We start from the raw sequence: 21,873 nt of genomic DNA on the forward strand, positions 1-21,873 counted from the left end.
CTTCTATAATCCCATCAAACTAGCCCTTTGTAGCTTAACTGCTTACTTTTTCGCCTTCACTGCTGGAGGTGCCACCTCTACCAATTCATCCAAAGCAAAGTTATTGGTGTTGATACCAGCGTAATTGACCTTCTCAAACCGGACAATTACCGGATACTTGATGCCGCTTTGGTCAATAGTCGCCACGGTTCCTAAATCCTGAAACCAGTAGGATTCCGGGCGGAGAATACGTACTTTAGAACCACGTTGAACCATGAGGATCTTCCCTTTTAATAATCAATCGTCAAGGAATAGGGCTAATTGATTTCACTTTACAACCTGTAGGTCGCCGCTAGAAGCTTTATTAAGTTATTTGTCTACTTAGTCAGTTGTCAGTGGTCAGTTTTCGGTTGTAATTTCTTACCACCCCCCATCCCCATGTACCAAAACCAATAGGTAGCTAGACGGCTCTTGACAAAGCCTACGTAATAGAGTAAGTTCGTTCGCAAACAGTCCTTGCAAAAAATCTCATGCTTTGCTCAAAACAAACACGCTCCCCTCATTGCCTCTACCAATCCGCAGATTGTTATCTATATAAGTTATGTCCAACCAGCCTTGTTGTTGACCACTTTTAATAGGAAAATCAATCGCTGTAAATTTTTTGCCAGCTTCAATTTGTTGGATAAAATCTGCTGGCGATTTGTAGCCGATTAACCGTTGCAAACCAATAATAGAACGCTGAAACTTCACAAGTAAGCGACGTTCTGAACAGGGTTCAAATTTAGCAGCAACGCTGACTAATCCTTCTAGAGTTGGTAGACCAGAAATCTCGGCTATGTTATAAACAGTGCTAGTCTGTACCCGAATACATTGGTAAATTTGACCAAGTTTATTTAGGGGTACGCGATCTAAATTTAATAAAGCTTTACTGGTGGTGTATAGTAGTTGCGAATTACCATCCAGCAAGTCACTCGCTGATAGTGGCCGTGGTGTCGGGTTGAAGTCTTCTAAATTAGCGATCGCTGCTAAGATAGCTTGTTTCTGTGGCTCAGTGGCCAGCAAACCGCGATTTGTACCAGCGATTACATTTAAAAGAGCCGCTTTTCCTATCATCGCCTGTCACCTCAAAAAATATTCGCACAAAATCGGCATTAATATTTGATTAATGCCCCATGTATATAGCCATACAGCTGATTAAGATTGTCTTCTGGTATGCCATACTGCTATTAAATAAAAAAAATTTGTTTGATTCGGATTTGGCAATCAAAGACTTGAATGAATAACTAAATTATCTCGTATCAAATGATAGACTCTTAATGTCTAGTTACATAAACCTCTTCCTGTTTTCGTGGATATGTTGAATTCTCCCCTACGTGAAGAACCCCGTAACCAGCGAGCATCTGTAATTCCTTTAAAGCAAGAGACCTCTCTCTTGAACTGGTTAGAGTCTAGCGGTCGCATCATAGCGCGTAACGTTCACGAACCAGATTTTTCCGATCAGGAAGAAGAAATATCTGAGTTTCTGGGTGGAAATGACGGAATTGCCGACCTTGACTATGATGATGATGACGACGAGATCAAGATAGGTGAGGATTAGCCTCTTGCAGTCTTAGGGACTCTGTTTTATCCCTAACAGACTGCTGTTCAGCTTTTTTAAGTGTGGAGTGAAGGGAAGTTTTCTGTGGACGCTAAATTATCTCCTGACCAAGAATTAAACGTTTCTGGGATCGGTCTAGCCTCTTTGTTGGCTTTAGGGCTGAGTGTGGCAGCATTGATTTTAGATTGGATGGGGAATAGGTTACCCTGGCACACTACGTCGCTAACCATGCCCCTTTTATTGTGTGCTATGGGTTCAGCGGTCGTGGGACACTGGGTAATACCCCTGCTACAAGCACTCAAAACTGGGCAAATAATCCGCGAGGATGGGCCTCAAGCCCATCTCAAAAAAGCAGGTACACCGACGATGGGTGGTATCTTCTTTATACCTGTTGCCTTAGTAGTTGCCTGTATTTGCTCTAACTGGGCAACAAATGTACTTGCCGTTTCCGCTTTAACACTAAGCTACGGTTTGATTGGCTGGATTGATGATTGGCAAATTCTCCGCCGTAAGTCCAATAAAGGTATATCGCCCCGGATGAAACTGGCTTTGCAGATTATTTTTGCAGCAGTATTTTGTCTGTGGTTGATGTTTACCCAAGACTCAAGTATAACAAATATCGCCATACCTTGGGTGAGTTTTTCTCTACCTTTAGGATTACTCTTTTGGCCTATAGCTGGCTTTGTGTTAGTGGCAGAAAGTAATGCTACTAATTTAACAGATGGGATTGATGGCTTGGCGGCTGGAACAGTGGCGATCGCACTTTTTGCCTTAGGTGTTCTAATTGCACCCACCTCACCAGAATTGATGGTTTTTTGTACAGCTTTGAGTGGTAGTTGCTTAGGCTTCTTAGCTCATAACCGCAACCCAGCCCGGGTTTTTATGGGAGATACTGGTTCTCTAGCGCTGGGAGGAGCTTTGGCTGCTGTAGCACTGCTGGCTAATAGCTTAGTAGCCCTGTTCATTCTCAGCGGTATCTTCTTCGTAGAAACCCTTTCTGTAATGGCTCAAGTGAGTTATTACAAAGCCACTAAGGGCCCCGATGGTAAAGGTAAACGCCTATTTAAAATGGCTCCCCTACACCATCACTTAGAACTCACTGGCTGGTCAGAATTGCAAGTTGTTGCCGTATTTTATTTAATCGCCACTATTTTGGCTACCATCTGTTTGGTGGGTGGTAAATTCTGAACTTTTAAACAAATAGTCGAAGAACGATTAGTAACCCCCGCCTCTACAGGGGGTTTTTTATTGCTGAGGAGTAAGTCATTCAAGGTTTGTAGTTAGCGGCTCTGTGCCCTCTCTTGGCTTGAGGAAATAGGACTTAGGACTAAAGTCCTTGTTGCAATTTGTGTAACAGGAACCCTATTTATCAGGATGTTATGGTCGAATACCCATTCGTCTATATGTAGCTTGTGTTTCAGTCGAGGTTTACATCCCCTGATGTAACAGTCTTCACTACGCGCAAGCTACACGAACAATTTTTAATTTTTAATTGTTGACGATGAGCGCTTTCCCATCTGGCTGACTAAGTGGGGGAGTTCTGGCAAAATTAGCTTGGACATCGCCAGTTGCACAGCGTTACTAGAACCGGGAAGGGAGAAGATTAATTTATTTTGATAAACGCCAGCAACAGCGCGAGATGCGATCGCTCTTGAACCAATTTCTTGATAACTTAAAAAGCGAAACAACTCACCAAATCCCGGCAAAGTCTTCTCTAGCAACTTCTCAATGGCATCATAGGTGGTATCTCTCGGTGCAATCCCCGTCCCACCATTGAAAATCACAGCATCTAAATTTGCACTTTTACCCAGGAGTTCTATGTGTTCTTGAATCTGGGCTGGTTCATCTTTAATAATTGTGTAGGTGGCGATGGCGAAACGCCCGCTGTTCGCGCCAAGGAGTAATTGCTGAATCAGTTGACCACTCTTATCTGTTTCCGGGGAACGGGTATCGCTGACGGTAACAACAGCGCAAGTTACCGCTATTCCTGGTTTATCTGGGTGGGGTTGTAGTGTCATAGGCAAGTTATTAAGCTGCTATATAGAGTCCTTAGTCTTTAGTCTTTAGCTAATGACTAATGACTAATGACTAATGACTAATGACCGCTTAAGATTTACTCAATCCGAGACCGTTTTCCTTAGCATACCGCTCCATAAAGCGCATAAAGCGCTCCCATTCTTCGGGGGTTCTCATGAGGTGAATTGCTTCTAATGCTTCCGGTTTGCCGTTGATAAATTTAGCCTTAACTTCGCGGGTGATGATTTCGCCTTCTTCATCAATCATGTACATCCCGGTAACATCTTCGGTGCTGTTTTGCCCCAAAATCGTTGGATTGGTAAAAATAAACGTCGCTGTGCCTTGGTCACCACTGCGCGATCGCGTTAGGCGCACGTCTGGAACTACTTCTTCGTCAATACCTCTTGAAAATTGGATTTTTGCCATGATCAGAGAGTTTAAAGTTTTGTAATGGTTAATTTAATATTCTCTCATCATTTAGAACTCCAGTGTACTAGAGGCTATGGATATTTATTTTTAAGTGATATTACTTAAGGAAATTATTTTTCAAGTATTAAAGTCACAGGCCCGTCATTTTCAATCACTACTTCCATCATTGCCCCAAATTCGCCGGTTTGTACCTGCAAACCGCTGGCGCGTAGCTTAGAAACAAAGCGATCGTACAAATTCCTTGCTAATTTGGGTTCGGCTGAACGGTCAAAGGAAGGACGGCGACCTTTACGACATTCACCGTAAAGAGTGAACTGACTGACTACTAGTAGCTGTCCGCCAATTTCTTGCACAGATTTTTGCCAACGTTCCCCCCCATCATCATCGGGAAACAGCCGCAATTCCAAACACTTCCGTACCATCCAGTCGAGTTCAGCATCAGTATCAGTATCGGCAATGCCAACAAGCAAGTTTAACCCCCGCCCAATTTTGCCAACAATTTCTCCGTTAACGGTAACTTGAGATGATTTAACTCGCTGAATGATAACGCGCATAATCTTTATTAGTCATTAGTCCTTTGCCATTTTAATAACTAATGACTAATGACTAATGACTAATGACTATTTCCCGAAGCCTTTACCGCGAGTGAGGGAAGGTGAACAAACGCAATTTTCGATTTGAGTGAGTAAAGTCTCACTATCCAGATTTTGACCAATCAACACTAGCTGGTTTTTTGGTGTACCTTTCCAATCATCATTATCCATAGTGAAGCGTTTGCCGCACAGGTGGAAAATATGACGATTGGGACTTTCATCAAACCACATAATCCCCTTAGCCCGGAAGACAGTAGCAGGAAGCTGATTATCTAAGAAATATTGAAATTTCCTAATAGCAAGAGGCTTGTCACTCTGAAAAGATATCGAGGTAAAACCATCATTTTCTAAGTGGTTGGAATGATCGTGGTCATGGTGGTGATGATCGTGATGATCATGAGCATGATCGTGGTGGTCATGACCGCAGGTAGAATGGTCATGATCGTCGTGGTCATGGTGGTCGTGGTGCTCATGATGGTCGTGGTCATCTGCCGCTGTTTCAAAATATTTGTCAGACTCAAACAGACCAACACTGAGAATTAAAGGTAGTGGCACTTGCGATCGCTTGGTGCGAATAATTCGTGAATCTTCCTTAATTTCGCAAATTTTTCTTTCTACTTCATTCAGAGTAGCTTCTTCAACCAAATCTGCCTTGTTAAGAATAATTATATCACCATAAGCAATTTGGCTATATGCTGCCTGAGAGTTGAATAAATCCAGGCTGTAGTTAGCCGCATCTACCACAGTGATAATCGAATCTAGACGGGTTAAATCTCGCAATTCCGAGCCAAGAAATGTCATGGCTACTGGTAGGGGATCTGCGAGTCCAGTTGTTTCTACAACTAGATAATCTAGCTTTTCTTCCCGTTCTAAGACTTTGTAAACGGCATCGACCAAATCATTATTAATTGTGCAGCAGATACAACCGTTGCTCAGTTCCACCATGTTCTCATCAGTGGAAACGATTAACTCGTTATCGATGCCAATTTCGCCAAATTCATTGACTAGCACAGCGGTTTTTAGACCTTGCTGATTGGTCAGAATATGATTGAGTAAGGTGGTTTTGCCGCTACCAAGAAAACCCGTAATAATTGTTACTGGTAAGCCTTGTTTTGGCGCGTCCATTGCTTGAGATTGGGAAGTGACTACTGATTGCATATCGCAGTTATGAAAAAAAGTCAAATAATATGAGAGAACTCTAATCGGCTGCTGGAACCAAATCAGAAGTTGCAAAGTGTAGCGCAGATAGTCCAGAAAACACTAGCACCACGAAAGCGAAATTCAAAATTCATCTGGGAAAATTGGGCGGGACGGAAACCGACACCGCCCACTTTCGGCAAAATTCAAAAAGCTGATGAAACCAGCTTCGCGGTTATTTTGAATAATTGGTTTATTTTCGCTCTGCTGTACTAGCATAGGGATGCTGGACTGTCATCCCAGTTGCTTTACCCTATTATTGCGTATCTTCTTCGGCATTACTCTGTTAAGCTGTCCCATATTTAGTTTGCTTACAGTCAATAGCCAGAATACTTGCCAATACTGGATTTTTCATTGTGAATTTTGAATCCGCGAATTTTGAATTGCTATGACCCTAACCCTTTACAATACTCTCACCCGTCGTCAGGAACCGTTTACAACCGTCGAACCTGGAAAGGTTAGGATGTATTACTGCGGCGTGACAGTGTACGATTACTGCCATTTGGGTCATGCTAGAGCTTGTATTGTCTGGGATGTAGTGCGTCGCTATCTCCAGTTTATCGGCTATGAAGTCCGCTATATCCAAAATTTTACCGATATTGATGACAAGATTCTCCGACGCGCCCGTGAAGAACATTCAACGATGGAAGCGGTAGCCGATCGCTATATTCAAGCATATTTTGAAGATATGGGGCGGTTGGGAATTAAAGAAGCTGATGAATATCCCCGTGCTACCCATACGATGAATGGGATTCAGCGGTTAATTCATGAGTTGGAAAACAAAGGCTTTGCTTATCCGGCTGATGGCGATGTTTATTATGCAGTGCGGCATTTTGATGAGTATGGCAAGCTTTCAGGACGTAAGCTAGATGATTTGCAAGTCGGTGCTAGCGATCGCGTCAATGTCCAAGATCCAGAATATCAAAAAAAGAAAGACCCCTTTGATTTTGCCCTGTGGAAGGCTGCAAAACCGGGGGAACCTGCTTGGGAGTCACCTTGGGGAAAAGGCCGTCCGGGATGGCATATAGAATGCTCGGCTATGGTGCGCGATCGCCTGGGTGATACCATTGATATTCACGCTGGCGGTGCTGACTTAATTTTCCCTCACCATGAAAATGAAATCGCCCAATCGGAAGCGGTGACAGGTAAACCATTAGCTAATTACTGGCTGCACAATGGCATGGTAAAAGTAGATGGTGAGAAAATGTCCAAGTCTTTGGGCAACTTTATCACTATTCGCGAATTGCTAGATCGCGGTGTTGAGCCGATGGCGGTACGGTTGTTTGTGTTGATGGCACAATATCGCAAGCCTATTGATTTTACCGATGAGGCGATCGCCGCCGCAACCAACGGTTGGCATACTCTCAGAGAAGGATTACTCTTCGGTTATCAACACAGTAAGGTAATAGGGACTGGGAATCAGCCAATTTCTAATTCCTACTTTGAACGCTTTACAGAAGCTGTGAATGATGACTTTAATTTTCCTGGTGGGTTAGCAGTAATCTTTGAATTAGCCAAGGAATTAATCCGCGAGGGAAATATTCTTGTACATCAAGGAAAAACCGACACACCAGCAGATGAGTTACTCAAAACATGGCGAACACTCGTTACTTTAGCTGATGTTTTAGGTTTAGAAGCCAAGCCAGAAGTAGAAACACCTGTAAAAGATGGTTTAAGTGATGGGGAAATTGAGGATTTTATTCAAAAACGGCAAGAAGCGAGAAAAGCGAAGAATTTTTCAGAAAGCGATCGCATTCGTGACGAACTTTTAGTCAAAGGTATTACCTTAATAGATAGCCGAGAAGGAACCCGCTGGCACAGGAATTAATAATTTTGAATTTTGAATTGTAATCATGTTTTCTGAACTCACAAATGCGATCGCTCATTTTGATATTCCCGCTGATTGGATTGGGATTAGAGCCGTCAAAGAAAAGAACTCAACCCGTTATGTTCGTGATGGCTTACCCAAAGCTAACGGCAAATCCTCCACAGTGGGAGCTATGCTAGAAGTTTTGGTAAATGGCTGTTTGGGTTATGCCGCTACCAATTCCCTAGAACTTTCAGCCCTACAATCTGCTGCTCAAACAGCCTACAACCAGGCATTAGCAGCCAGGGAATGGTGGATTTATCCCTTCAGTGAAAGTACACGTCCGAAAGTCGTGGGGGAGTACAACTCGCCGTTTTTAGAGCCATTAGATGCCTTCAGTCCGGGGGAAATCAACGATTTACTCGTTCGCATTTGCCAGAAGCTGAAAGTTGACGAAAAGATTGTGCAAACCACAGCCAGCGCTAGCACCAGCGAGAAAGAGACTTGGTTTGTCAGCAGCAACGGCTCACAGGTATATCAAAAATTTATCTCATTGGGAACGCATTATGGTGCGATCGCTCAAAATGGTGCAACAGTCCAGCAACGCACCAACAACGGCCCCCACGCAAACTGTTACCAAGGCGGATGGGAACTATTAAAACAAGATGACTTATGGCATCAAGTCCAGCAAGTAGGCGAACAAGCAATAGAACTACTAACAGCCGACGAATGCCCAACCACCCGCACCAACTTAGTTTTAGCCCCAGACCAAATGATGCTGCAAATTCACGAAAGCATCGGACATCCCCTAGAAATTGACCGGATTTTAGGAGATGAGCGCAACTACGCCGGCGGCAGCTTTGTGAATAAAAGTGATTTTGGCAACTTAGTATATGGCTCAGAAAAACTAAACATCACCTTTGATCCCACCGTATCCGGTGAATTTGCCAGCTACGGATTTGATGATACAGGCGCTGTAGCGACACGGGAATATGTAATCAAAGCCGGCGTACTCCAAAGAGGTTTAGGGAGCCTGGAAAGTCAAGCTAGAGCAGGTATACCAGGGGTTGCCTGTGCCCGTGCTTGCTCATGGAATCGACCAGCCATTGACCGCATGGCCAACTTGAATTTAGAGCCAGGAAACGCCACCTTTAACGAAATCATCGCCGAAATAGAACATGGCGTTTACATGGAATCTAACCGATCTTGGTCAATTGACGATCGCCGTTATAAATTTCAGTTTGGTTGCGAATACGCCAAATTAATAGAAAACGGTAAACTCACCAAAACCCTCCGCAATCCCAACTATCGCGCCACCACACCAGAATTTTGGCACAGCTTAACCAAAGTCGGAAATGCTGCCAATTGGCAAATGTACGGCACACCTTTCTGTGGCAAAGGTGAACCAAATCAAGCAATTACTGTAGGACATGGTTCACCAGTTTGTCTATTTACTAATGTCGAAGTTTTCGGCGGCGGAAATTAAACTCGTAAAACAAGCATCTTGCCTTTCATCAATGTAGGACAAGCCGAAAAGCCTGTCATTTAGCAGCAGGCCAGACGCCTGCTCTACATTTAACCTTATATTTATCCCACTTTCAATATTTAACCCATACGATAACCATGAAGATTGAGGAATTATCTGCTTTAGAAGTTAGTTTTAATCAACTAATTGAAACTCTACTGATCAAAAAAGCAGAAAGCGAACAATTCACCGTCAGACTCAGCAGCGAAAAAAGTCAATTTACCCGGTTCAATCATGCCAAAGTCCGCCAAACTGGTTGCGTCGCTGACGGTTGGATTAAACTGACTTTGATGGAAGATCAGCGCAGCGCTTATCAGCAGTTTCCCTTTACTGGCAATTGGGAAATAGATTGGCAAGTAGCATACACAGCTTTGCAAGAACTCCGGGCAGAAATTAGCCTATTACCCGTTGATCCTTATTTAGTTTTACCCACAGGAACCAATACCAGTCGGGAAGTTAATCCAGGGAAATTATTAGCAGCAGAAGCAGTAGTTCCCACCTTGCTAGAACTGGTGACAGAATTAGATTTCACTGGTATCTATGCTGGGGGATTGGTAGTTAAAGCTTACGGTGATTCCAGCGGACAAAAACACTGGTTTGCTACCGATTGTTTCACCTTGGATTATTCTCTATTTAGCAATTCTGGGCAAGCCGTTAAAGGCACATTTGCCGGCAGCGATTGGAATGAACCTGCTTATATAGCCAAAATCAGCGAAGCCAAGAAACAATTAGAACTGCTTTCTCGTACTCCTAAAGAATTGCCAAGGGGACAATACAAAACCTATTTTGCACCCGCCGCAGTTGCCGATTTATTAACTATGCTTTCTTGGGGGGCTATCAGCCAAGCAGATATCCAACAAGGAAATAGTGCTTTAGCTGCTTTATGGCGTCAAGAAAAACAACTTTCGCCAAAATTTAGTTTAAAAGAAAACTTTCAGCGGGGTTTAGTCCCGCGATTTAATGAATTGGGAGAAATGGCTGCACCAGAGTTACCCTTAATAGATAAAGGAATTTTAGTAAATACCTTAGTGAATTCTCGCACCGCTAAGGAATATGGTAAAATTGCCAATGGCGCTAACGGCTCAGAAACTTTACGTGCGCCGGAAGTGAGTTTTGGTAATTTAGCATTTGAGCAGATTCTGCCAAGTTTAGATACAGGATTATATCTCTCAAATTTGCATTACTTGAATTGGAGCGATCGCCCCAGTGGTAGAATTACAGGTATGACCCGTTACGCCTGTTTTTGGGTAGAAAACGGCGAAATAATCGCCCCCATCGAAAACCTGCGTTTTGACGAAAGTCTCTATCGCTTCTGGGGTGAAGAAAATCTAATTGATTTAACCAACTTTCAAGAATTTATTCCCGAAGTCGGAACTTACGAAAGTCGCCAATTAGGCGGTTCTTTAGTTCCCGGTATGTTGGTAAACGATTTCACCTATACTTTGTAATCATCCCGCGCAAAGATGCTAATTTAACCCTTTGCGCCTTTGCGACGGCAGTTGCTCATGGGGAGCCACTGCGTTGGACGGGTTCCCCGGCTTAAAGCACGTGGCGTGGAAACCCCCAAGACCGCGCTGCCTCGCCTTTGCGTGAGATTAATCTAAAGATTTGATTTTCTAATTGTAATCTTCCTGCTTTAATTAATTCTCTTCTAGCTCAAAACCCCAACCTATGTCCAACTTATGGACTGGCAGGCTCAAACTGCTGCTCATCGCTTACTTGAAACTGGACAAATCACCGTGATCATTCATGATAATGCCTCTGTCCATAAAAGCTATTTGGCTCGCCAGCAGCACCAACGTTGGCAACAACAAGGTTTATACGTCTTTTTTCTCCCTCCCTATAGTCCCCAAATGAATCGAATTGAAGATGTACATCAGCGGTTCGGCCTTTTCCATCGCGCACAGATAAGGCAGCATCAATTAAGGGACGATCTGCGATCGCACTCAAAAATCTAATAGCATCAAATAAGTTAGACTTGCCGACACCGTTAGCACCAGCTACACAGGTAAATGGCCCAAAGCGGACATCAACATCGACAAGGTTCTTAAAACCAGAAACTTTTAATCTAGTCAGCATAAATATTCCTCTGTTGGCAAAAAATGTAAATGTGCCAAGCAGACCTGGCTCACACAAACAGATTAAACCTCTCTTATCTATTGTGACTGTAGAACCTGAGAGATTTTTGTCTGCTTGGGTATACCTCTGGCAAAGCGACAGTATTAATTGTAATTTTTGGAACTAATACTCATATCCGTGAAATATACTTATTCACCGACTACACTAACTTACTACTCCCCCCAGCCTGAAACACCTGTTGAGCCGTCAAATTCAAATCTGGGAACGTTGGTGATTTAATGAGGTCTGAGCCCTTAAAATGGTTAACCTCATACTCCCCATCCACCAAAAAGTAGACACAGATAGTCGGTTCTATAGAGTTACCGATATAGCGCCTACCTCCCAAGCTGAGATAATCAACAATCCAGTATTCAGGAATATTAATTGCTTCATAGTCCCTGACCTTATCAAGGTAATCAACTCGCCATTTGATACTGATAACTTCAATCACTAAGGGAATTGATGCCCCTTGAGTCACGGTTGAGGATTTTTCCCATAAAGGTTCCGCTGTTAAGGCAGGGCGATTTAAGATCAGCACATCTGGCGAATAGCCGGTTTCTCTGCTTGGTACTTTCACCAATGCTTGCTGGGGCATAAAATAAGGGAGATTCAGCCGCCCAAACTCTGCGGCCAGTTCTGTAGCCAAAAAACCAGTAATTTTTTCATGTATCTCGTCTGGCTGCATCTCAATAATTTCGCCGTCGCGCAGTTCATAGCGTTCACCCTCTGGCTTCCAGTCCAGAAATTTCGCAAAGGTGATGTTTTTCGGTAAAGCTTGAACCATAAAACCTCATTATGTCGTTTACTGTGGTCGCGAATCAAAGAAAAATCAGATCAAAATAAGTAGTAACTTCCCGAACCAAGTAGGTCGGCGTAAAGAATTAAAGGTTTGTAGTGAGCGATTCTTAGAGGAAGAAAATAGGACTAAAGTCCTGACTACGAGCCGATTTTAATATTTTTCACATTACTCGGTATACTTTGATTGATTGATTCTCACTTAATTACTTAAGCTGTGGCAAATTAAATTTGCATACATCTATCAACCAGGATACTCTCCGGTACTGGCTTTTTGAATTTTGAATTTTGAATTACTTTCAGCTTATCTCTTCTTAGAATTAGATGAATTTTTCGGCGGTGGCGTATCTCGTTGCAGTTGTTGCCGTCCGTTGGTAACAATTCGCAGCATATCCTGGAGATCCTGCTCAATATTTCCCAAGATGCCATCAGCGTATTCGTCAGCGCCATCTTCGATTTGTTCAGCTTGGGCTAAAGCAGTTTGTCGCATTTCCTCCAATTCTTGCAGACAGACACGCTGCTTGCGTTCAATTTCCACCAGGGTGTCTTGCATCATAGCGTCACACTCTTGCTTCACCTGTCGCCGCAGTTGTTCAGCTTCCCGTTCTGCCTGTCTGATAATATCGCTTTCAGCCAAAATTTGTGCTCTTTTTGCTTGAGCAGCATCAACCACTTGCTGTCCATACTCTTCTGCTTCCAGAAGAATTTCTTCCTTTTGTTCCAGAATCACTGCCGCTTCCTGAAAAACTGATGGTAAAGAAAGCCGAATAAAATCAAGCTGTTCCAACAGCTTCTCTTCATCTACCAATGTGCGCCCCGTCAGTGGAATCCGTAGACTACAAAGAATAATTTCTTCTAGGCGGTTGAGTTCCTGCTGAATGTCTACCCCTCCTGTTCGCAAAGCTTCTCCGGGGGAGTTTCCATTGGCATAGTCTTGAGGGGGGAGATTGTTTCCGTGATGATTGGATTCGACTTGGGAGAATTGTGGTCGTAGCATTGGTATATCTCTAGGGCAATGTGTGGAGGAACAAGATGATCGACAGAGCCACCAAACCTTGCAATCTCTCTTACCACACTACTACTTAAAAAACTATACTCATTCGAGGTAGCCAGAAAGACTGTCTCTATTTGAGTTGAAAGTGTTTTATTAGTGTGCGCCATTTGTAGCTCGATTTCAAAGTCCGAAACCGCTCGTAATCCCCTGATTAAAACTTGTGCCTGTCGCATTTGGGCATAGTTGACAGTCAGACCGTCAAAGCTGTCAACTTCTACATTTGGTAGATGTTTTGTAGTTAAGCGAATCTGTTCTAGCCGTTGCTGGACTGTAAACAGTGGCATTTTGTTAGGATTTCGCAGTACTGCGACTATCACCTGGTCAAACAGCCGACAGCCGCGCTGAATGATGTCAAGGTGTCCCAAGGTGATGGGGTCGAAGCTACCGGGATAAATAGCAATCACAATTTTAGATAGATCAAACTTATTTTCCGTGATTATATCCAAAGCACTTTATTTTAACTTACTCAAATTTAACATCTCCCGCTCCTGTTCAAGGGTGCTAAGTTCAATTGTTGTAGTGGTATAAGTTATGCTCAACGGCGCATTAGGAACTAGCATGGACATTGGAGATGTCGTATCTCTAATGGGGCGTTGGTTCCTTCAATTCTTCTAGGTAATTTTCCATGGCACTGGATTTTCCCGCCTTGCCCTTGGCGTTTCAATTTACTTCTCCAGGACCGATTCTGGTGAAAATAGGGCCAATAATTATCCGCTGGTATGGCTTGTTAATTGCCTCAGCCGTGTTAATTGGCGTCAGCCTTTCCCAGTACTTGGCAAAGCGTCGTCACGTTAATCCGGAGTTGCTGAGTGATTTGTCAATTTGGCTCGTGATTGGGGCGATTCCCGCAGCGCGGCTATATTACGTTTTGTTTCAGTGGTCGGAATACGCCCAGCATCCAGAGCGGATCATTGCTATATGGCAAGGAGGCATTGCCATTCACGGAGCAATTCTCGGTGGGGTTGTGGCAGCGTTAATCTTTGCCAAACTCAAGCAAATTTCTTTTTGGCAACTAACAGATTTAGTTGCTCCTTCGCTGATTTTAGGACAAGCGATCGGACGTTGGGGGAATTTCTTTAATTCTGAAGCTTTTGGCCGTCCCACCAATTTACCGTGGAAGCTTTATATTCCCTGGGAACGTCGTCCCCCTAACTTGGCTAATTTTGAGTATTTCCATCCCACTTTTCTCTACGAATCTTTGTGGGATTTAATGGTGTTTGCCCTGCTAATCGTTTTGTTTTTTCGTGCTTTATCCGGTAGGCCACGCCTAAAGTTAGGTACTTTGTTTCTAGTTTACTGGGTAGCCTACAGTTTAGGACGCTTTTGGATCGAAGGCTTTCGCACAGACAGCTTGATGTTGGGGCCACTGCGCATGGCACAGGTAGTGAGTTTAATGGGAATTAGCTTGGGATTAGCCGGGTTAGCTTGGCTGTACTTACTAAGACGCCCTTTGCCTGATGTAGTATCTCCCTTAAAAGGGGATGGGGCGCTGGAGTGACGGGGACTCTTTACTGGGGACTCTTTACTGGGAACTGGGGATTGGGAAAAACTCTTACCCATTACCCATTACCCATTACCCATTACCCATTACCCATTACCAATTACCCATTACCAATTACCCATTACCCATTACCAATTACCCATTACCAATTACCCATTACCAATTACCCATTACCAAAAATAAAAAATGCCCCAGAGTTTTCTCTAGGGCTTAACCAGGGTGCATCTACCATTTCTATCTACTGGGCAATGGGGGTAAATCCGGAAAGATACTGACAAAATGCCAAAAAGTTTTTTTTTGCAGAGTTGCTGTGTAGGCGTTCATGAGTGTAAATACGGATATTTTCTGTGATAGGAGCTATCTAAATCCTGTCAACCCAGGGGTGTATATTGTGGGCGCAGGCCCGGGAGATCCAGATTTATTAACAGTCAAGGCGCAGAAACTGCTGGCTGTTGCCGATGTGATTTTGTTTGCTGATTCTTTAGTACCAGAAGAGATTTTGGATCTCTGTCGCCAAGATGCCCAGATAATTCAGACTGCGAATAAGACTTTAGAGGAGATTTTGCCGATCATGATTGAAGGGGTGCGATCGCATAAATCTGTAGTTCGTCTCCATTCTGGCGATCCTAGTCTCTACAGTGCTATCCACGAGCAAATGCACCTCTTGGCAGAGGCAGACATTCCCTTTGAAGTCATACCCGGTATCAGTGCCTTTCAAGCTGCAGCTGCTAAACTCAAAATAGAACTGACTGTCCCCGGTTTAGTCCAAACTATTATTTTGACGCGAATCAGTGGCCGCACAGAAGTCCCCCCAAGGGAAGAATTAGCTTCTTTAGCAGCACACCAAGCTAGTCTTTGCTTATATCTGAGTGCGCGTCACGTCGAAGATGCCCAAGCTAAATTACTGGAACACTATCCAGCCGAAACCCAAGTGGCGATTTGCTTTCGCATCGGTTGGCCCGATGAAAAAATCAGGGTTGTTCCTCTCAACCAATTGGCAGATTGTACTCATGAAGAACAACTGCATCGGACTACACTTTATGTAATTAGTCCAGCACTCTTGCCAGCAAAAGGGACGCGATCGCGTTTATATCATCCCGAACATAGTCATCTGTTTCGTTCGTCTCATCAGTAAAAATTGGAGAAGTGGGAGATAAATACTTAATTTTTAAGGCTTCATCTCCCCCTCTGTAAGTAGTGCAACGTCAATAATTAAAAGTTTGTAGTAAGGACTTTAGTCCTGTCTTGAGGACTAAAGTCCTCACTACGAGCTAATTGATTTTTATTTATTCTCGCCTACTTACCGCCGTAATTCGATAAACTTAACATAGTGATTACCACCATCAAAGTTAGCAATTTTGAATTTATTATTATGCCATTAGTTAAAGTGCAAACTTCTGTATCTGCTCCTGAAAAAGCTGAGGTTGAGGCTATGCTCAAAAGCCTATCAGCCAAGTTAGCCAAGCATACAGGCAAACCAGAATCTTATGTCATGACAGCTTTTGAACCGGAAATCCCGATGACCTTTGCTGGCACTACTGACCCAGTTTGCTATATAGAAATTAAGAGCATCGGCACTATGAAACCAGAGCAAACCCAGGCTATGAGTCAGGACTTCTGCCAACAGATTAACCAGGCGCTAGGTGTACCCAAAAATCGCATTTACATAGAGTTTGCAGATGCCAAGGGTGCGATGTGGGGTTGGAACGGCACAACGTTTGGTTAATTTCTCTAGAAAATTGCCTTACACAATCGCCAGTGCTAGTGTTTCAAATAGTTACACAAAATACTGGCAGCTTAAGATAACCCTAGATGAATCCTGTTTGAAACTAACAGTTATATGAAGGTATGATGATTAATTTGTTTGAAAATAATAATTCTGTGTAAGGAATTGTGATTAATACATTCATCAGGTATATATCTGGCTTATTACTTAAATTAAGTAGACGGATTTTTACTTAGTTGAATTGTAGTTTATTTAGCTGAAATATCGCTGATGAATGGGAATACTTCAGAACATCGTCATTTTAGTTTGAGCGAGCGGAGAAATCAGCAGCCATTGAGGCTAGAGAGAACTTTAAGTGCGCTGGAAACAGGAGGATTTAGTCTGAGTGGCTTGCTGTTGTGGTTGGGAGTTGCACCCAGTATCCACATAGCCCTTGGGACTCAAGCTATGTTGGTCTGGTTGCCAGCTGCAATAGTGTCTATGCTGCTGAACCTACAGGTATACCGCTTGGGAATACATTATCCAGACACGGCTGGAGGTACGCCCAACTATATCACTAAATTGCTGAAAGACTATCCATATTTAGCTACTTATGGAGCAATCGGCTATTTGATGGGTTGGGTATCTGTACCACCAATCAACGCTATTATATTAACTAATTTAATCAAGATTCAGCTAGCATCTTTAAATATTGCTTGTCCAGAGACTTTACTGAAAATTGGTTTTACATTAATCCCCTTTATTTTAGCTTTTAGCAGTATTCGCGCCTCAAGCATCCTGCACTTATTTTTTGTTCTGCCGGCAATCGGCTTTTTAGTAGTTTTTTGCGTTCAAGGTTTGGGCTGGTTAGCATACTCTCCAGCCAGTCCTGGTTTTTTCCCACCCTTAGAGATGTTCAATCCAACATCTCTGCATTTTGTAGATTGGGCGAAGTGGTTTTTCATCGCTATCTATGGAACCTACGCTGGGGAATCTGCTTCCTCATTTATCGCCGATAGCAAAAAGCCTGGGGAAACTTTGCGTTTTCTGAAGTTGACAGCAAGTCTCATCCCCATCGTTTATTTGGGTGGCTCTTGGGTGATGATGCGTTTAAATACGGGTTTACAACTTGGAGACGATACTTTCTCCAACCTGTTAGCAGCAGCTATGCCATTTTGGGGTGAGTCGGCTTCAGTTTTGGTGACTTTTCTGATCGTCTGTGGAGCATTCCTGAGTTCAGCGACAGCAGTATCTAACTCTCCCCGAATATTTTACCAACTGGCGATTGACGGCTACTTGTCCCCTGTGTTTGCAGTTTTGTCTCATCGGGGTGTACTTGTACCCAGTCTGGTGTTTACCCTTTTACTCAGCCTCATCTGTTTAGCTTGGGGCGATGTATCTCGCATAGTGATGGTGGCTGGTACTAGCTACGTGGTGGCGATGATGGCAATCCATCTAGGAATGTGGCTGCGCCGGCGACACCCAGAAGCACTAGCTCCCTGGTGGTCACTGGGTATTTTTTTGATGGAGGCTGTTGTATTAGTTGTGGGTGGCTGGGCTTGGGGCTGGCAAGATTGGACTGTAGGGATGCTTTTGCCCATAGTGATTATATTTGTAGATGTTGCGATTCGTCGTCTTCCCTGGGCGCCCTTCCATCCCAATTGGTGGATAGAACGCGATCGCATACAAGCCCATAATCCTAAAAAAGATTTTGTAGCAACTCAGGTGGTAGTCCTACTGCTGCTTGTCTGTACTGCTGTCACCGTCACTTGGGTAGTCAAGGGTATATTAGATGAGACCCTCAGTCGTGCTAGCAAGGATCTATTTGTTGTCTTGCTGATCGCGATCGCTTTTGTGAGTGTGGCGGTTGCTTGCTGGACTAGCTTGCCACAGGTTGCGGCTATTGATGAAGCTCGCCAAAAAGCAGAAAATCTTTTTATCACAGCCCTTGACACCGTTTTGGATACTATTTTGGTAGTTGATGAAGACGGAGTAATTAATCAGGCAAATCCAGCAGCTGAGTTACTCTTGGGCATCAACAAATACACTCTGTTGGGGCAAAGACTGAACAATTTTCTGCCAGGACTGCCAGAAAATCCCGCAACCTGGCAAAACCGCAGTGAACAAACCTTAGAATGGCGTCAAAGCTTACGCACCATCGAAGCGACAATTTCCCAACACCGCCAGCAGTTTCTCAAACAATATATTGTCATCTTGCGAGACGTGACTGAGCGCAAACAGGCAGAGGTACAACTCCAACAAGCCTTGCGAAATCAGGAAGAACTCGCAGTCACGGCTACTGCACAAGCACAGCAGCTAAAAGTCGCTTTGCAGAATTTAAAAATTACCCAATCTCAATTAATTCAAACTGAAAAAATGTCTAGTCTAGGTCAAATAGTTGCTGGTGTTGCTCATGAGATTAACAACCCAGTTAGTTTTATTTATGGGAACCTCAGCCACGTTGATCACTATACTCAGGATTTACTAACTTTAGTCAATTTATATCAGCAAAACTATCCTCAGACCAACAGAGAAATTCAAGACTGGATTGAAAATATCCAACTTAACTTTCTCATTGAGGATTTACCTAAAACCTTGTCTTCTATCAAAGTTGGTGCTGTTCGGATTCGCGAAATTGTGCTAACTTTGCGTAATTTTTCGCGGCTTGATGAAGCAGATATGAAACCTGTTGATATCCATCAGGGCATTGATAGCACACTCTTGATTTTAAATCATCGTCTCCAGGATAAACTTCACTATCCATCAATTGAAGTTATCAAACAATATGGCAAATTGCCTCTGATTGAGTGTTATGCAGGACAATTAAATCAGGTGTTTATGAATATCCTCAGTAATGCAATTGATGCTTTGGAACAGCAGGATCAGCAACGCTCAAAACAAGAAAGGCTAAAACACAAAAGCGTCATTACTATCAGCACACAACTAAACAACCAACAATGGGTGACAATCAAAATTAAAGATAATGGTTCCGGAATGACAGAATTCGTCAAGTCGCGATTGTTTGACCCCTTCTTTACTACTAAGACTGTAGGCAAAGGCACAGGATTGGGATTATCTATCAGCTATCAGATCGTCGTGAATCAGCATGGCGGAAAAATCAAGTGTGTTTCGACCCTAGGACAAGGAGCAGAGTTTGTGATTGAGATTCCCATTCAGCAAAACCAACCAACAAAAATAAATATGGTTTAAGTGAGTAAGACCTACGCACTGACCGAAAATAATTAAAGTCCATAGTCGATATTGTTAGATATTTCAAACATTCTAGGTTTGATTTTTTAGCGAGGTAAATCTCTCTGTGGGTAGTTGACTTTATTTTATTGTTAATTTGACATAATCTCTCAATAAAAAATGTTTATTGAATAGACCGACAGGGTACTATGAAATGAAAGCTACATAACTTATAGGATACACAGATGTACGGCTTAATAAACAAAGCTATTCAGGATATGGTATGCGAACGCTTTGGTAAAGAAACTTGGCAGGCAATTAAACAAAAGGCTGAAGTTCAAGTAGATTCCTTTTTAAGGATGGAAAAATATCCTGATGACCTGACTCACAGATTAGTCAAGGTCACAAGTGAAATTGTGGGCTTATCGACAGTGGAAGTTATGGAAGCCTTTGGAGAGTATTGGATACAGTATACTGGCAAGGCAGGGTATGGTGAAATCATGGACATGGGCGGTGATACGCTGCCCGATTTTTTGGATAATTTAGATGATATTCATACTCGTTTGGGTGTAATTTTCCCACAATACAATCCCCCTTCCTTTGAGTGTAATCAAGTAGAGGATAACTCCTTGAAATTGCACTACCATTCACAGCGTCAGGGACTAGCTCCAATGGTTACGGGACTGATTAAGGGTTTAGGGACAAGGTTTAATACAGCAGTTAAGATTACCCAGACTCAAAATCGAGAAGAGGGCGCCGAACATGATGCTTTTGTGATCGAGTATAAACCTAACTGACCACCTCATGACTTCCCCACAGTTTAATCTTCCACCACAGTCATTTGTCAAAGCCTTTCCATTTCATATTGTGTTTAATCGAGACAGAACGATTGTACAAGTTGGAGAGGTTTTACAACGTATTCACCCACATCCTTTAGTAGGCAGTTTAATTGAGCAACACTTCCAGATTCTACGTCCCAAAATTCAGATTGAATTTACAGCCATCACTAAACGGATAAACTCTTTGTTTCTGTTTAAATGCCTGCATAATGGGATGAATTTTAAAGGACAAATGATATATAAGCAGGAGCAAGACATTATGTTTTTTCTTTGCTCTGTTTGGGTACAAGATACAACTAGTCTAGCTTCCTATGGTTTGAAACTAAACGACTTTGCAATTCACGACCAGACTGTTGACTTAATTTTTTTACAACAAGGAAAAAATACAGCTTTGGAGGATATTCAAAATTTAACAAATGAACTGACTCAGAAACAGGCACAGTTACAAGAAGCCTTAGCAGTTCAAAAAAATCTCGCTAACACTGCTGAAGCACAAGCCAAAAAGTTAGAACATACTCTCAAGGAGTTGCAGCATACCCAATCTCAATTAATTCAAACTGAAAAAATGTCTAGTCTGGGTCAATTAGTCGCTGGTGTTGCCCACGAAATTAATAACCCGATTAACTTCATTTATGGCAACATCAAATATATTAGAGAATACGCTCAGTATTTACTGAGTTTAATCGACTTGTACCAGAAGCATAATTCTCAACCTCACCCACAAATCGAAGAACTACTCAAGAAGAATGACCTAGAATTTATCATCAAGGATTTACCAAAAATCTTATCTTCGATAGAACTTGGTTCTAATCGCATCCGTGAAATTGTGCGAACTTTGCAGAATTTTTCACGCATTGATGAAACAGCAATGAAATTCGTTGATATTCATCAAGGTATTGATAGCACACTGTTGATTTTACAGCATCGTCTCCAGGATAAACTTAATACTCCGTCAATTGAAATTATCAAAAAATATGGCGATTTGCCTTTGATTCAATGTTATATGGGGCAATTGAATCAGGTATTTATGAATATCCTTAGTAATGCAATTGATGCTTTACAATCGCCGCTTCAGTCCGGCTTAAAAGAAGAAATTACTAAAAAAAATGGTCAGATTTTCATCTGTACTGAACTAGAAAATGAGCAGTGGGCAAAAATTAGTATTAAAGATAATGGGCCCGGAATAACAGAGGAAGTTAGGTCAAGATTGTTTGACCCATTTTTTACTACTAAGCCTGTAGGTAAAGGCACAGGGTTAGGATTATCAATCAGCTATCATATTGTGGTGGAAAAACATGGTGGCAAGATAGAATGTGTCTCTGAACCTGGACAGGGGGCAGAGTTTTTAATTCAGATCCCTCTTTACCAGAAGCAATCGGCAGATATTTAACCAACAAAAGTAGGTAGAAAGCAGAGATGGTGTCTGAAATACGTTGATTAATGGGTGGGGTTCTTTGATTACACATAAGGGAACTGGATTTAACATCCCATGCCTGAAATTCTACTTAACTAGATCAGTGACTGTTATA

Annotated in this window: 22 protein-coding genes and 1 pseudogene; 13 read left to right on the forward strand and 10 right to left on the reverse strand. The window is 42.7% G+C overall.

Going from position 1 to position 21,873, the window contains the following annotated elements:
- Nucleotides 1–42: 42 nt before the first annotated feature.
- Both H6G32_RS12060 and H6G32_RS12065 read right to left on the reverse strand, forming a co-directional pair.
- On the reverse strand, nucleotides 43–255 hold the full coding sequence (locus H6G32_RS12060; RefSeq protein ID WP_190458454.1) for a photosystem I reaction center subunit IV: 213 nt from the start codon (nucleotides 253–255) through the stop codon (nucleotides 43–45).
- A 252-nt stretch (nucleotides 256–507) separates the two neighbouring features.
- On the reverse strand, nucleotides 508–1,092 hold the full coding sequence (locus tag H6G32_RS12065; protein WP_190458456.1) for a PAP/fibrillin family protein: 585 nt from the start codon (nucleotides 1,090–1,092) through the stop codon (nucleotides 508–510).
- A 241-nt stretch (nucleotides 1,093–1,333) separates the two neighbouring features.
- Here H6G32_RS12065 and H6G32_RS12070 point away from each other — a divergent pair, with 241 nt between their 5' ends.
- Together H6G32_RS12070 and mraY are read left to right on the forward strand one after the other, a co-directional pair.
- Nucleotides 1,334–1,576 carry a DUF3134 domain-containing protein gene (locus tag H6G32_RS12070; protein WP_190458458.1) on the forward strand — a complete coding sequence of 81 codons (243 nt, stop codon included), beginning with the start codon at nucleotides 1,334–1,336 and terminating at the stop codon, nucleotides 1,574–1,576.
- 84 nt (nucleotides 1,577–1,660) lie between these two features.
- Complete coding sequence (mraY, locus tag H6G32_RS12075) at nucleotides 1,661–2,764, forward strand: phospho-N-acetylmuramoyl-pentapeptide-transferase (protein ID WP_190458460.1); 1,104 nt, start codon at nucleotides 1,661–1,663, stop codon at nucleotides 2,762–2,764.
- Between the two features lie 293 nt (nucleotides 2,765–3,057).
- On the opposite strand, the gene H6G32_RS12080 is transcribed toward mraY, so the two are convergent.
- From H6G32_RS12080 to H6G32_RS12095, 4 genes are all read right to left on the reverse strand, one after another.
- Nucleotides 3,058–3,594, reverse strand: coding sequence for a MogA/MoaB family molybdenum cofactor biosynthesis protein (locus H6G32_RS12080; RefSeq protein WP_190458463.1), 537 nt, complete (start codon nucleotides 3,592–3,594; stop codon nucleotides 3,058–3,060).
- An 88-nt stretch (nucleotides 3,595–3,682) separates the two neighbouring features.
- A complete protein-coding gene (gene psb28, locus H6G32_RS12085; protein WP_190458465.1) occupies nucleotides 3,683–4,018 on the reverse strand; it encodes a photosystem II reaction center protein Psb28 in 336 nt (111 codons plus the stop codon).
- 113 nt (nucleotides 4,019–4,131) lie between these two features.
- A complete protein-coding gene (gene dtd / locus H6G32_RS12090; protein WP_190458467.1) occupies nucleotides 4,132–4,575 on the reverse strand; it encodes a D-aminoacyl-tRNA deacylase in 444 nt (147 codons plus the stop codon).
- Nucleotides 4,576–4,641: 66 nt separating this feature from the next.
- Entirely contained in the window at nucleotides 4,642–5,772 is a 1,131-nt protein-coding gene (locus H6G32_RS12095; protein WP_190458469.1) for a CobW family GTP-binding protein, read from the reverse strand.
- 427 nt (nucleotides 5,773–6,199) lie between these two features.
- Between H6G32_RS12095 and cysS the strand changes: the two genes are divergently transcribed.
- The 4 genes from cysS (at nucleotide 6,200) to H6G32_RS27400 (ending at nucleotide 11,101) form a co-directional block, all read left to right on the forward strand.
- A complete protein-coding gene (cysS, locus tag H6G32_RS12100) occupies nucleotides 6,200–7,639 on the forward strand; it encodes a cysteine--tRNA ligase (protein ID WP_190458471.1) in 1,440 nt (479 codons plus the stop codon).
- 25 nt (nucleotides 7,640–7,664) lie between these two features.
- Nucleotides 7,665–9,104, forward strand: coding sequence for a TldD/PmbA family protein (locus tag H6G32_RS12105; protein ID WP_190458473.1), 1,440 nt, complete (start codon nucleotides 7,665–7,667; stop codon nucleotides 9,102–9,104).
- Between the two features lie 137 nt (nucleotides 9,105–9,241).
- Nucleotides 9,242–10,591, forward strand: coding sequence for a TldD/PmbA family protein (locus H6G32_RS12110; RefSeq protein ID WP_190458475.1), 1,350 nt, complete (start codon nucleotides 9,242–9,244; stop codon nucleotides 10,589–10,591).
- 234 nt (nucleotides 10,592–10,825) lie between these two features.
- Nucleotides 10,826–11,101 (forward strand): transposase, encoded by a 276-nt coding sequence (locus tag H6G32_RS27400; RefSeq protein WP_190458508.1) that lies wholly within the window; start codon nucleotides 10,826–10,828, stop codon nucleotides 11,099–11,101.
- Here H6G32_RS27400 and H6G32_RS26765 read toward each other — a convergent pair.
- The 4 genes and pseudogenes from H6G32_RS26765 to coaD all read right to left on the reverse strand — a co-directional run.
- Nucleotides 10,995–11,222: pseudogene (locus H6G32_RS26765) on the reverse strand (AAA family ATPase); the annotation flags it as partial. The gene H6G32_RS27400 and the pseudogene H6G32_RS26765 sit on opposite strands and share 107 nt — an antisense overlap.
- Before the next feature lie 199 nt (nucleotides 11,223–11,421).
- Nucleotides 11,422–12,045, reverse strand: coding sequence for a Uma2 family endonuclease (locus H6G32_RS12125; RefSeq protein ID WP_190458477.1), 624 nt, complete (start codon nucleotides 12,043–12,045; stop codon nucleotides 11,422–11,424).
- 315 nt (nucleotides 12,046–12,360) lie between these two features.
- The gene (locus H6G32_RS12130) at nucleotides 12,361–13,053 is read right to left on the reverse strand and encodes a DivIVA domain-containing protein (RefSeq protein ID WP_190458480.1); all 693 of its coding nucleotides are present in this window, start codon (nucleotides 13,051–13,053) and stop codon (nucleotides 12,361–12,363) included.
- Entirely contained in the window at nucleotides 12,939–13,514 is a 576-nt protein-coding gene (gene coaD / locus H6G32_RS12135) for a pantetheine-phosphate adenylyltransferase (RefSeq protein WP_190458510.1), read from the reverse strand. The genes H6G32_RS12130 and coaD overlap by 115 nt, the downstream gene beginning before the upstream one ends.
- A 221-nt stretch (nucleotides 13,515–13,735) precedes the next feature.
- On the opposite strand from coaD, the gene lgt reads away from it, so the two are divergent.
- From lgt to H6G32_RS12170, 7 genes are all read left to right on the forward strand, one after another.
- A complete protein-coding gene (gene lgt / locus H6G32_RS12140; protein ID WP_190458482.1) occupies nucleotides 13,736–14,608 on the forward strand; it encodes a prolipoprotein diacylglyceryl transferase in 873 nt (290 codons plus the stop codon).
- Complete coding sequence (locus tag H6G32_RS12145) at nucleotides 14,605–14,886, forward strand: hypothetical protein (RefSeq protein ID WP_190458484.1); 282 nt, start codon at nucleotides 14,605–14,607, stop codon at nucleotides 14,884–14,886. The genes lgt and H6G32_RS12145 overlap by 4 nt, the downstream gene beginning before the upstream one ends.
- 47 nt (nucleotides 14,887–14,933) lie before the next feature.
- Entirely contained in the window at nucleotides 14,934–15,746 is an 813-nt protein-coding gene (gene cobM, locus H6G32_RS12150; RefSeq protein ID WP_190458486.1) for a precorrin-4 C(11)-methyltransferase, read from the forward strand.
- A gap of 237 nt (nucleotides 15,747–15,983) precedes the next feature.
- Nucleotides 15,984–16,337 (forward strand): phenylpyruvate tautomerase MIF-related protein, encoded by a 354-nt coding sequence (locus H6G32_RS12155; RefSeq protein WP_190458488.1) that lies wholly within the window; start codon nucleotides 15,984–15,986, stop codon nucleotides 16,335–16,337.
- 270 nt (nucleotides 16,338–16,607) lie between these two features.
- On the forward strand, nucleotides 16,608–19,526 hold the full coding sequence (locus tag H6G32_RS12160) for an ATP-binding protein (RefSeq protein WP_190458490.1): 2,919 nt from the start codon (nucleotides 16,608–16,610) through the stop codon (nucleotides 19,524–19,526).
- A 224-nt stretch (nucleotides 19,527–19,750) separates the two neighbouring features.
- Nucleotides 19,751–20,302 (forward strand): heme NO-binding domain-containing protein, encoded by a 552-nt coding sequence (locus H6G32_RS12165; protein WP_190458492.1) that lies wholly within the window; start codon nucleotides 19,751–19,753, stop codon nucleotides 20,300–20,302.
- A gap of 7 nt (nucleotides 20,303–20,309) precedes the next feature.
- Nucleotides 20,310–21,734, forward strand: a complete 1,425-nt coding sequence (locus H6G32_RS12170) for an ATP-binding protein (RefSeq protein ID WP_190458494.1) — start codon at nucleotides 20,310–20,312, stop codon at nucleotides 21,732–21,734.
- The last annotated feature ends 139 nt before the right edge of the window (nucleotides 21,735–21,873 follow it).

It is taken from the genome of Cylindrospermum sp. FACHB-282, assembly GCF_014697195.1.
In the GTDB taxonomy this organism is placed as follows: Bacteria; Cyanobacteriota; Cyanobacteriia; order Cyanobacteriales; family Nostocaceae; genus Cylindrospermum.

What these genes read in the sequence shown, in the direction of transcription:
- H6G32_RS12095 (WP_190458469.1), bottom strand. Translation starts at nt 5,772, where the DNA reads ATGCAATCAGTAGTCACTTCCCAATCTCAAGCAATGGACGCGCCAAAA.
- H6G32_RS12105 (WP_190458473.1), top strand. Translation starts at nt 7,665, where the DNA reads ATGTTTTCTGAACTCACAAATGCGATCGCTCATTTTGATATTCCCGCT.
- H6G32_RS12130 (WP_190458480.1), bottom strand. Translation starts at nt 13,053, where the DNA reads ATGCTACGACCACAATTCTCCCAAGTCGAATCCAATCATCACGGAAAC.
- H6G32_RS12080 (WP_190458463.1), bottom strand. Translation starts at nt 3,594, where the DNA reads ATGACACTACAACCCCACCCAGATAAACCAGGAATAGCGGTAACTTGC.
- H6G32_RS12160 (WP_190458490.1), top strand. Translation starts at nt 16,608, where the DNA reads ATGAATGGGAATACTTCAGAACATCGTCATTTTAGTTTGAGCGAGCGG.
- H6G32_RS12110 (WP_190458475.1), top strand. Translation starts at nt 9,242, where the DNA reads ATGAAGATTGAGGAATTATCTGCTTTAGAAGTTAGTTTTAATCAACTA.
- dtd (WP_190458467.1), bottom strand. Translation starts at nt 4,575, where the DNA reads ATGCGCGTTATCATTCAGCGAGTTAAATCATCTCAAGTTACCGTTAAC.
- H6G32_RS12165 (WP_190458492.1), top strand. Translation starts at nt 19,751, where the DNA reads ATGTACGGCTTAATAAACAAAGCTATTCAGGATATGGTATGCGAACGC.
- H6G32_RS12170 (WP_190458494.1), top strand. Translation starts at nt 20,310, where the DNA reads ATGACTTCCCCACAGTTTAATCTTCCACCACAGTCATTTGTCAAAGCC.
- lgt (WP_190458482.1), top strand. Translation starts at nt 13,736, where the DNA reads ATGGCACTGGATTTTCCCGCCTTGCCCTTGGCGTTTCAATTTACTTCT.
- cobM (WP_190458486.1), top strand. Translation starts at nt 14,934, where the DNA reads ATGAGTGTAAATACGGATATTTTCTGTGATAGGAGCTATCTAAATCCT.
- H6G32_RS12060 (WP_190458454.1), bottom strand. Translation starts at nt 255, where the DNA reads ATGGTTCAACGTGGTTCTAAAGTACGTATTCTCCGCCCGGAATCCTAC.
- psb28 (WP_190458465.1), bottom strand. Translation starts at nt 4,018, where the DNA reads ATGGCAAAAATCCAATTTTCAAGAGGTATTGACGAAGAAGTAGTTCCA.
- H6G32_RS12125 (WP_190458477.1), bottom strand. Translation starts at nt 12,045, where the DNA reads ATGGTTCAAGCTTTACCGAAAAACATCACCTTTGCGAAATTTCTGGAC.
- H6G32_RS12065 (WP_190458456.1), bottom strand. Translation starts at nt 1,092, where the DNA reads ATGATAGGAAAAGCGGCTCTTTTAAATGTAATCGCTGGTACAAATCGC.
- H6G32_RS12070 (WP_190458458.1), top strand. Translation starts at nt 1,334, where the DNA reads ATGTTGAATTCTCCCCTACGTGAAGAACCCCGTAACCAGCGAGCATCT.
- cysS (WP_190458471.1), top strand. Translation starts at nt 6,200, where the DNA reads ATGACCCTAACCCTTTACAATACTCTCACCCGTCGTCAGGAACCGTTT.
- H6G32_RS27400 (WP_190458508.1), top strand. Translation starts at nt 10,826, where the DNA reads ATGGACTGGCAGGCTCAAACTGCTGCTCATCGCTTACTTGAAACTGGA.
- H6G32_RS12155 (WP_190458488.1), top strand. Translation starts at nt 15,984, where the DNA reads ATGCCATTAGTTAAAGTGCAAACTTCTGTATCTGCTCCTGAAAAAGCT.